The sequence below is a fragment of the Inquilinus limosus MP06 genome (genome assembly GCF_000767795.1).
Classification (GTDB): Bacteria; Pseudomonadota; Alphaproteobacteria; order DSM-16000; family Inquilinaceae; genus Inquilinus; species Inquilinus limosus_E.
This window is the reverse complement of sequence record NZ_JANX01000231.1, coordinates 1-8,976: the sequence shown is the minus strand read 5'-3', so window position 1 is coordinate 8,976 and position 8,976 is coordinate 1. Positions and strand designations below refer to the sequence as shown.

Below are 8,976 nucleotides of genomic sequence, written 5' to 3'. Positions count from 1 at the left end.
CTTCGCCGCTGGGCCCAGCCGGCTCGACACCGCCACGCTGCCGGAGAACGGCAGGTGGATCAGCCCGGCGCCGGGCAATGCCACGTCGTGCGTGGCCTCGGCCCCCTTCTCCGCCCGGGGATCGGCGACGATCTGCACGATCACCGGCGCGCCGGCGCGCAGCGAGTCGGCCTCCGGCCCGCGCAGCGGCAGGAAGGCGCTGCGGCCGGTGCCGATGTCGAGGAAGGCCCCCGCCGAGACGCGATCGACCCGCTCGACCCGCGCCAGCATCACGGCGCCGGCCAAGCTGGGCTGCGACAGGCGCTCGGCCGCCAGGTCGGTCAGGCGGCCGCCGATCACCACCCCGGCCAGCAGCACGCCGTCCGTGGCGGTGATCTCGACCGTCTTCACCAGCGGAAGCCCGCGCCGGACAGCAGCTGCGAGGTCTCGAACAGCGGCAGGCCGACGATGTTGGAATAGGAGCCTTCGATCGCCCGGATGAAGGTCGCCGCCCGGCCCTGGATGGCGTAGCCGCCGGCCTTGCCGCGGCCCTCGCCCGAGGCGACATAGGCGTCGATCTCGTCCGGCGTCAGGCGCTTGAAGATCACGCTGCTCTGCACCAGCCGGTGGCGCATCGTGCCGTCCGGCGCGATCAGGCAGACGCCGCCATGGACGCGGTGGCGCCGGCCGGACAGCAGCTCCAGGCACCGGCGCAGCTCGGCGTCGGTCTCGGCCTTGGGCAGGATCCGCCGGCCGCAGCCGACCACGGTGTCGGCCGCCAGGATGAAGGCGCCGGATGCCCGGGCGCGAATCGCCTCCGCCTTGGCCTGGGCCAGGCGGCGGGCGTGCGGGCCGGGCGGCTCGCGCTTCAGCGGGGTCTCGTCGAGATCGGCCGGCAGGACCTGGTCCGGCACGATGCCGATCTGGCGCAACAAATCGAGACGCCTCGGCGAGGCCGAGGCGAGAACAAGCACGTCGCCAGCAATCACCTGGGGCGCGCCCGTCCGGTCCGGATCGGGCACGGCTGTTACTTGAAGCGGAAGGTGATGCGACCCTTGGTCAGGTCGTAGGGGGTCATCTCGACATTGACCCGGTCCCCCGCCAGCACCCGGATGCGGTTCTTGCGCATCTTGCCCGAGGTGTGCGCGAGAACTTCGTGGTCGTTGTCGAGCTTCACCCGGAACATCGCGTTGGGGAGCAGCTCGGTCACGGTGCCCGAGAACTCGATCAAATCTTCCTTGGCCATCCAAACTCGCCATTTTGGGAATCCGCCCAAGAAGTGGGCGACCGGCCCTGCCGGGTCAAGAAATTTGTGCGGTTTCGGGCCGCGCTTCCGCCATGTCTTGGCCGATGAGTCAGGTCTCCGGCCGCAGGTTGGTCCACGGATCGAAGACAGGAATGCCGGCGTGCCGGAAATCGGCGATGTTTCGGGTGGTCATACAGAGATCATGTGCCTTTGCCGTCGCTGCGATCAGCGCATCCGGCTGGGCGTAAGTATGGCCGGCCTTCTGCCCGTCACGCATGAGGCGGTTCCAGATCAGAAGGGTCTCCTCGTCGACATCGAGGATGCGATCGCCGAACCACAGCCTGACGCCATCCTGCAACCACGTCTCCAACTCGGCCCGGAAGCCTGGATCGGAAACTCGCTCGATGCCGAGTTGGATTTCGGCCACCGTGACGCGGCTCAGATAGCAAGCCACTGGCGGTACGCTTTGTATCCAATTCCGAACCGCTCGGTTGCAGCGCGCCCCTTTGCGCAGCTCGGAAACCACATTGGTGTCGAGCAGCCAGCCACGCGCCATGATCAGAAGGTCGGCAGGTCACGCACCGGCGAAAATTCGCGCAGCGGCTCGAACTCGTCCATCTTCGCGAACGGCCCTTCACCGAACAAGGCGGCAAGACTGACGGTCGCCTGCGGAGCCAGTCGGGCAAAGTCGGCAGCTGACAGGATCACGACCGCATCCTGTCCGTGCACCGTGACGCGCTGCGGTCCGGCTTCCCGGGCACGCCGCACGACCTCGCTGAAGCGCGCCTTGGCATCCTCGAGCTTCCAGGCCGGCAATGCAGACGCAGAGACAGGTTTGTTGCGAGGAGCCATGCTCAATCTCCCGACCAGATTAGTCAGAATATCGGATGTCTCGCGCCTATCGGCAAGAGGCGCCCGTCACGCCCGCTCCTTCGCCCGCTCGCCGAAGCGCTCGCGGATGCGGGCCAGCAGGCTGTCGCGCACCTGGCGGAACGCGGCCATCCGGGCCTCGCGGTTGCCCTCGACCACGGTGGGGTCGAAGGTGTTCCAGAACTCCAGGTCGCAGGCGGTGGTGCGGGTCATCTCCACCGCCCGGTGCTGGGCCTCGGGCGACAGCGAGATCACCAGGTCGAAATTGTCGTCGTCGAGATCGTCGAAGCCCTTCGGCCGGTGGCGGCTGAGATCGATGCCGATCTCCTTCAGCGCCGCCACGGCGAAGGGGTCGGGCTCGGTCTCGTCCGGCCGCACCCCGACGCTGTCGACGAAGATGCGCGACCCGGCCACATGCTTCAGGATGGCCTCGGCCATCGGCGAGCGGATCGCGTTCTGGGTGCAGACGAAGAGGACGCTGGTCGGCCCCGCCATCGCTCACCCGCGGATCTGCAGGACGCAGAGCAGCGTGAACAGCCGCCGCGCCGTCGCATGGTCCATCGCGATCCGGTCGGCCAGCCGCTCGCCCAGCAGCACCGAGCCTTCGTCATGCAGCCCGCGGCGGCCCATGTCGATCGCCTCGATCCGCGACGGCGGCGCCGTCTTGATCGCGGCGTAGTAGGTCTCGCAGACCAGGAAATAGTCCTTGATGATGCGGCGGAACGGCTGCACCGGCAGGGCCACGCGTTCGGGCTCGCCGTCCGGCCCCTGCCCGCTGGCGATCTCGAAGATCAGCCGGTTCTCCTCCATGCGCAGGCGCAGGCGGTAGGGGCCGGGCGGGCCCTGGACCAGGCGGAAGCTGTTCTGCTCGATCAGGTCGTGGATCGCGACCCGGCGCTCATGCGCCACCTCCGGCGACCGGCGGACGGCCGCGCTCTCGTCGATCACGATCTCGACGAGGCGCCCCTCCTCCGAATCCCCGGCCGCGCCGCTCATCCCTTCAGCCGCTGGGCGATCGACAGGGCATGCGCCTCCAGCCCCTCGGCCCGAGCCAGCCGCACCGCCGCAGGTCCGATCCGGGCCAGGCCCGCCGCGTCGCAGCGCACCAGCGTGGTGCGCTTGACGAAGTCGAAGACGCTGAGGCCGCTGGCGAAGCGGGCGCTGCGCGCGGTCGGCAGCACATGGTTCGGCCCGGCGACATAGTCGCCGACCGCTTCCGGCGCGTGGCGGCCGAGGAAGATCGCCCCGGCATGGCGCACGCGGTCGGCGATGCGGTCCGGGTCGGCGACGGCGAGCTCGAGATGCTCCGGCGCCAGCCGGTCGATCAGCGCCGGGGCGTCGTCGAGCGACCCGACCACGATCACGCCGCCCTGCCCGCGCCAGCTGGTGCCGGCGATCTCCGCCTTCGGCAGCCGCGCCAGCACCCGGTCGACCGCCGCGGTGACGGCGTCGGCGAAGGCCGCGTCGTCGGTGATCAGCACCGACTGGGCGTGGGTGTCGTGCTCGGCCTGGGACAGCAGGTCGACCGCGATCCATTCCGGGTCGTTGGCGGCATCGGCCACCACCAGGATCTCGGACGGGCCGGCGATCATGTCGATGCCGACGGCGCCAAAGACCTGGCGCTTGGCCTCGGCGACATAGGCGTTGCCCGGGCCGGTGATCTTGTCGACCGGGCGGATGCTGGCGGTGCCGTAGGCCAGCGCCGCCACCGCCTGGGCGCCGCCGACGCGCCAGATCTCTGTCACCCCGGCCCGCTCGGCCGCGGCCAGCACCAGCGGGTTCAGCACCCCGTCCGGCGCCGGCACCGCCATGGCGATGCGGCCGACCCCCGCCACCTTGGCCGGGATCGCGTTCATCAGCACGGAGCTCGGGTAGTTGGCGAGGCCGCCCGGCACATAGATGCCGACGGCGTCGATCGGGGTCCAGCGAGCGCCGAGGCCGATGCCGTCGGCATCGACATAGTCCAGGGCCGGCAGCTCGGTCTTCGCATGGAACGCCTCGATCCGCCGGGCGGCGAGGTCCAGCGCCTCCAGGGTCTCGGCATCGACCTGCGCCTTGGCCGCGGCGATCTCCTCGGCGCCGATGCGCAAGGTCTCCGGCGTCAGCCGGACCCGGTCGAAGCGCTCGGTGTAGTCGATCAGCGCGGCGTCGCCGCGCGCCCTTGTGTCGGCCACGATCGCGGCGACGGCGCCGGCGACATCGGCATGGGCGCCGCGGCGGGCCGAGACAAAGGCCTCGAAATCCCCGGCGAAGCCAGGCGAACGGGCATCAAGACGCAGCGGCATGGACGGCATTCCGGAAGCGGTCGACCCAGCCGGCGATCTCCTCCGGCCGGGTCTTGAAGGCGGCGCGGTTGACGATCAGCCGCGAGGTGACGTCGGCGATATGCTCGATCTCGCGCAGCCCGTTGGCCTTGAGGGTCGAGCCGGAGGAGACCAGGTCGACGATGCGGCGGCACAGGCCCAGGTTAGGCGCCAGCTCCATCGCCCCGTTCAGCTTGATGCACTCCGCCTGCACCCCGCGCGCGGCGAAGTGGCGGCGGGTGACATGCGGGTATTTGGTGGCGACGCGGACATGGCTCCAGCGCCGGGGATCGTCGGTCTCGGCCAGATCCACCGGCTCGGCCACCGCCAGGCGGCAGGCGCCGATGCCGAGGTCGAGCGGGGCGTAGAGCTCGGGATAGTCGAACTCCATCAGCACGTCGTTCCCCGCCACGCCGATCTGCGCCGCGCCGAAGGCGACGAAGGTGGCGACGTCGAAGGACCGCACCCGGATCAGCCGGATATGCGGATGGTTGGTGGCGAAGGACAGGCCGCGATGCCGCGGATCGTCGAAGGCGGGCTCCGGCTCCAGCCCGGCCTGCGCCATCAGCGGGCGCAGCTCGTCCAGGATGCGGCCCTTGGGCAGGGCGATGGTCAGGGGATCGGGTACGGTCATGGCGCCGGCTTCCGCGAGAACGGCCGGCACCATAGCCGAAAGCGCGGCCGCGAGACCAGAAGAGCCCGCGACTCGCCCATGCGCGAAGGTGAAGGCCCCTACCCTTGCCCCGCCGCGGCGAAGGCGCGGGCGATCAGGGCCTTGGCGTCGTCCTGCACCCGGCGCAGATGGTCCTCGCTGCGGAAGCTCTCGGCGTAGATCTTGTAGACCTCCTCGGTGCCCGAGGGGCGGGCGGCGAACCAGCCATTCGCGGTCGCCACCTTGATGCCGCCGAAGGACTGGCCGTTGCCGGGTGCCTTGGTCAGCGTCTGGGTCACCGGGTCGCCGCCGAGCTGGGTGGCGCCCAGGCTCTCCGGCGTCAGGGTCTTGAACACCTGCTTCTGGGCGCTGCTGGCCGGCGCGTCGGCGCGGGCGTACCAGGAATTCCCCAGCTCCTGCGTCAGGCCATTGTACAGCTCGCTCGGGTCGCGGCCGGTGACGGCGGTGATCTCCGCCGCCAGCAGGCCGAGGATGACGCCGTCCTTGTCGGTGGTCCAAACCGTGCCGTCCTGGCGGAGGAAGGAGGCGCCGGCGCTCTCCTCCCCGCCGAAGCCGACCGAGCCGTCGCTCAAGCCCTCGACGAACCATTTGAAGCCGACCGGCACCTCCAGCAGGCGGCGGCCCAGCTTGGCGGCGACGCGGTCGATCACGCTGCTGCTGACCAGCGTCTTGCCCACGGCGCTGTCCGCCCGCCAGCCCTTGCGGTGCTGGAACAGATAGGCGATCGACGCCGCCAGGAAGTGGTTCGGGTTCATCAGCCCGGCGGTGCGGGTGACGATGCCGTGGCGGTCGGCGTCGGTGTCGTTGGCGAAGGCGACGTCGAATTTTTCCCGCAGCCCCAGCAGCCGGGTCATGGCGTAGGGCGAGGAGCAGTCCATCCGGATCTTGCCGTCCCAATCCGCGGTCATGAAGCGGAAGGTCGGGTCGACCAGGTCGCTGACCACGGTGGCGGCGATGCCGTACCGGTCGATCAGCGGCGTCCAGTAGCCCACCGCCGCGCCGCCCAGCGGGTCGATGCCGATCTTCACGCCGGAACTGCGGATGGCCTCGAGGTCGACGACGCTGCCGAGGTCGCCGACATAGAAGTCGATATAGTTGTGGCGATGCGTGGTCGCGGCCTTCAGCGCCCGCGCCAGCGGCACGCGCCGCACCCCGTCCAGCCCCTTGCCGATCAGTTCGTTGGCGGTGCGCTCGATCCAGCCCGTCACCTCGGTGTCGGCCGGGCCGCCATTGGGCGGGTTGTACTTGAAGCCGCCATCCTCCGGCGGGTTGTGCGACGGGGTGACGACGATGCCGTCCGCCAGCCCGGCGGTGCGGCCGCGGTTGTAGGTCAGGATGGCGTGGGAGATCACCGGTGTCGGGGTGTAGCCGCCGTCCCGGTCGATCATGGTCTCGACGCCGTTCGCCGCCAGCACCTCCAGCGCGCTGGCCAGCGCCGGCTCGGACAGCGCGTGGCTGTCGATGCCGATGAACAGCGGCCCGTCGATCCCGGCGCGCTTGCGGTACAGGCAGATCGCCTGGGTGACGGCGAGGATGTGGTCCTCGTTGAAGCTGCCGGCGAAGGCCGAGCCGCGATGGCCGGAGGTGCCGAAGGCGACGCGCTGCGCCGGACTGGCCGGATCCGGCTTCGTCGTGAAATACGCCGTGATCAGCCGCGGCAGGTTGACCAGATCGGCCGGATCGACGGGCTTTCCTGCGAGCGGGCTCACCATCTGCGTCTCCCTGGGCGTGGCGTCTGTCTCTTCAAAGACATAGGCAAGTTGCGCCAGCCGGCACCGGCTGTCGAGCGCCCGGCCGCTCGTTTTTGCTTTCGCCGGCCGCGCGGCTGCGGACAAATGGGCGGGGGCAGCAGGGACGACGCCTTGGACCGGATGGAGAGCGCCGAAAACAGAACGCGAGCGCGCTGGCAGCGCGACCCGGAGGGCATGCGCCAGCGCATCCTGGATGCGGCGCTGGCCGAGTTCACCCGGCACGGCTATGGCGGGGCCCGGATCGACCGCATCGCCGCGGCCGCCGGCGCCAACAAGCGCATGCTGTACTACCATGTCGGCAACAAGGAGACGCTGTACCTGGCGGTGCTGGAGGCGACCTACGCCCGCATCCGCAACGCCGAGCGCGCCCTGAACCTGGAGAGCCTGGCGCCGGACGCCGCCATCGCCCGGCTGGTCGAGTTCACCTGGAGCTATTTCCTGGAGAATCCGGAATTCCTGATCATGCTGAACCAGGAGAACCTGTACCAGGCGCAGCATTTGAAGAAGTCGCCCAATGTCCGTCCCCTGCACTCCCCCTTCGTCGAGATGATCGGCGAGGTGCTGGGCCGCGGCGTCGCCGCCGGCGCCTTCCGGGCCGGGATCGACCCGGTGCAGCTCTACATCTCGATTGCCGGCCTGGCCTATTTCTACGTCTCGAACCGCTGGACGCTGGGCGTGATCTTCGACCGCGACCTGTTCGCGGCGGAGGCGCAGGCTGAGCGGCTGACGCACATGACCGACCTGGTGCTGGCGGCGCTGAGAGCGTGAGGGCGTGGGCCGCCGCGACCGTCCGCAATGGGCGGTTAGCTGCCATTAACTTGAAGCGCCGACTGCACCGCCTTGCGCCAGTCTTCCCAAGCTCCCGGGTCGCTTGGCGAGCCATCCGACCAGATATCGCGACTGATATCACCTAAGAGGCTGGCAATATCATCGGTTTTGCCGGTGCGCTTCCAGTATGCATCAAGGAACAAGACCATGGCGTCGAACGCCTGGAGCTCATCAATTTTCTTGAGTGGCGCGCCGATCCAATCGTTCATTTGAGCGGTTACCCCACAGCCAAATCCAAAGGCGACCCAGGTCGACGACGGCGTCGCGGGCCGCTCATGATCTATCGAAACCAACGGGGCCGGAAAGGGCGGAAAGCAGCCATCGCCTAAGCATCATTCTCAGCGTAGCTGATCAGGCGTTCGCAGCGCTGCTTCTCCGACGCGGCCGAGCCTTCATCCGAAGCTGCATAGCCTTCCAAGAAGTCGCGGGCGATAAATGTCTCAAGAAAGTAGTGATATCGACGATCGTCACGCTCGATGGGGTCCGTTGTATCCGGTGCTGGCGTTACGAGGATTGCTTCGGCATCTGGTGACCACGGCGGCTCAACGTAGATCGTCGTATCCTCGTTACTCCATTGCTCAACCTGCCCGAGCAGTTCGAGTAATTGCACGTCGCCTCCTTAAGCCCATCCGGATCAGGCTACCGCTGCATGTCGATGGCAGCAATGCCGCATCCGGTCATGTCCGCTCTCGGGCGCCCGGAACGGTGACTGCTCCTTACCCTTAGCCGACCTCCAGGCCCATCCGCATCAGGTCGGCTGAGCGCCGCTTCTCCCCCTTGCGGAAGACGGTGCCGGAAAGCCGGATGACCATCCGCAGCGACGATGGGCACTCTTCGCTTGACTATTTGTTCTCGTTATGTTCCGATTCTTCCATGGCCGATCCCAGGACAGAGACCACGCGCGCCGCTTCGCCGGATCCGGACGAGGCCGATGACGCCATCCTGTCCGGCCTGATCGAGCCCGGCATGACGATGGCGCAGGCATTCCAGGCCGAGGCCATCGCCGCCCTGCAGGCCGGCGACCTAGATCGCGCCGGCAAGGCCGAAGCCCATTTCAGCCGCCTCTTCCTCGGCATCCGCCGCGCCATCGCGCTGCGGGCCAGGCTGCGCCAGCAGCGGGAGGAGGCCCGGCACGCCGCCGAGCGGGACCACGACGATCGTCAGGCCCAGGCGGCCGACCGCCGCCGCCGCGTCGCCCAGGGCGTCACCGGATCCATCGCGGCCGTGACCGCCGGCGCGACGCCTGCCGATACCGAAGCCCGGGAGCGGCTGACGGCCGAGCTCTGGGACAGGGCTGGCCGGCGACCGTGCCGACCGTCCCGACAC

General features: G+C 69.1%; 13 protein-coding genes and 1 pseudogene. 2 read left to right on the top strand and 12 right to left on the bottom strand.

Features of this window, described 5'->3' with window-relative positions; all coding sequences use genetic code 11:
* The 10 genes and pseudogenes from P409_RS18025 to pgm all read right to left on the bottom strand — a co-directional run.
* A pseudogene (locus P409_RS18025) lies at positions 1 to 390 on the bottom strand (ribonuclease E/G); the annotation flags it as partial.
* Positions 387 to 968: a Maf family protein gene (locus P409_RS18020; protein ID WP_081991598.1), complete on the bottom strand. Its 582-nt coding sequence runs from the start codon at positions 966 to 968 to the stop codon at positions 387 to 389. The pseudogene P409_RS18025 and the gene P409_RS18020, both read right to left, overlap by 4 nt.
* A 38-nt stretch (positions 969 to 1,006) precedes the next feature.
* Positions 1,007 to 1,225, bottom strand: a complete 219-nt coding sequence (gene infA / locus P409_RS18015) for a translation initiation factor IF-1 (protein ID WP_026870679.1) — start codon at positions 1,223 to 1,225, stop codon at positions 1,007 to 1,009.
* Positions 1,226 to 1,334: 109 nt separating this feature from the next.
* Positions 1,335 to 1,781 carry a type II toxin-antitoxin system VapC family toxin gene (locus tag P409_RS18010; RefSeq protein WP_034840655.1) on the bottom strand — a complete coding sequence of 149 codons (447 nt, stop codon included), beginning with the start codon at positions 1,779 to 1,781 and terminating at the stop codon, positions 1,335 to 1,337.
* A gap of 2 nt (positions 1,782 to 1,783) precedes the next feature.
* Positions 1,784 to 2,077, bottom strand: a complete 294-nt coding sequence (locus P409_RS18005) for a type II toxin-antitoxin system Phd/YefM family antitoxin (protein ID WP_034840651.1) — start codon at positions 2,075 to 2,077, stop codon at positions 1,784 to 1,786.
* A 66-nt stretch (positions 2,078 to 2,143) separates the two neighbouring features.
* On the bottom strand, positions 2,144 to 2,590 hold the full coding sequence (locus P409_RS18000) for an arsenate-mycothiol transferase ArsC (protein ID WP_034840646.1): 447 nt from the start codon (positions 2,588 to 2,590) through the stop codon (positions 2,144 to 2,146).
* Positions 2,591 to 2,593: 3 nt separating this feature from the next.
* Positions 2,594 to 3,091 (bottom strand): UPF0262 family protein, encoded by a 498-nt coding sequence (locus P409_RS17995; protein ID WP_034840642.1) that lies wholly within the window; start codon positions 3,089 to 3,091, stop codon positions 2,594 to 2,596.
* Positions 3,088 to 4,380 carry a histidinol dehydrogenase gene (hisD, locus tag P409_RS17990; protein ID WP_034840673.1) on the bottom strand — a complete coding sequence of 431 codons (1,293 nt, stop codon included), beginning with the start codon at positions 4,378 to 4,380 and terminating at the stop codon, positions 3,088 to 3,090. Before hisD ends, P409_RS17995 begins: the two co-directional genes overlap by 4 nt.
* A complete protein-coding gene (gene hisG, locus P409_RS17985) occupies positions 4,364 to 5,032 on the bottom strand; it encodes an ATP phosphoribosyltransferase (protein ID WP_034840639.1) in 669 nt (222 codons plus the stop codon). The genes hisD and hisG overlap by 17 nt, the downstream gene beginning before the upstream one ends.
* 98 nt (positions 5,033 to 5,130) lie before the next feature.
* Positions 5,131 to 6,783 carry a phosphoglucomutase (alpha-D-glucose-1,6-bisphosphate-dependent) gene (gene pgm / locus P409_RS17980; protein WP_034840635.1) on the bottom strand — a complete coding sequence of 551 codons (1,653 nt, stop codon included), beginning with the start codon at positions 6,781 to 6,783 and terminating at the stop codon, positions 5,131 to 5,133.
* A gap of 213 nt (positions 6,784 to 6,996) precedes the next feature.
* Here pgm and P409_RS17975 point away from each other — a divergent pair, with 213 nt between their 5' ends.
* Positions 6,997 to 7,590, top strand: a complete 594-nt coding sequence (locus P409_RS17975) for a TetR family transcriptional regulator (protein WP_081991597.1) — start codon at positions 6,997 to 6,999, stop codon at positions 7,588 to 7,590.
* A 35-nt stretch (positions 7,591 to 7,625) separates the two neighbouring features.
* On the opposite strand, the gene P409_RS37175 is transcribed toward P409_RS17975, so the two are convergent.
* On the bottom strand, positions 7,626 to 7,859 hold the full coding sequence (locus P409_RS37175) for a hypothetical protein (RefSeq protein WP_081991596.1): 234 nt from the start codon (positions 7,857 to 7,859) through the stop codon (positions 7,626 to 7,628).
* Between the two features lie 116 nt (positions 7,860 to 7,975).
* Positions 7,976 to 8,260, bottom strand: coding sequence for a hypothetical protein (locus P409_RS38040; protein WP_152613431.1), 285 nt, complete (start codon positions 8,258 to 8,260; stop codon positions 7,976 to 7,978).
* Between the two features lie 194 nt (positions 8,261 to 8,454).
* Here P409_RS38040 and P409_RS17970 point away from each other — a divergent pair.
* Positions 8,455 to 8,976: hypothetical protein (locus tag P409_RS17970; RefSeq protein ID WP_152613430.1), on the top strand; the 522-nt coding region annotated here is incomplete at its 3' end.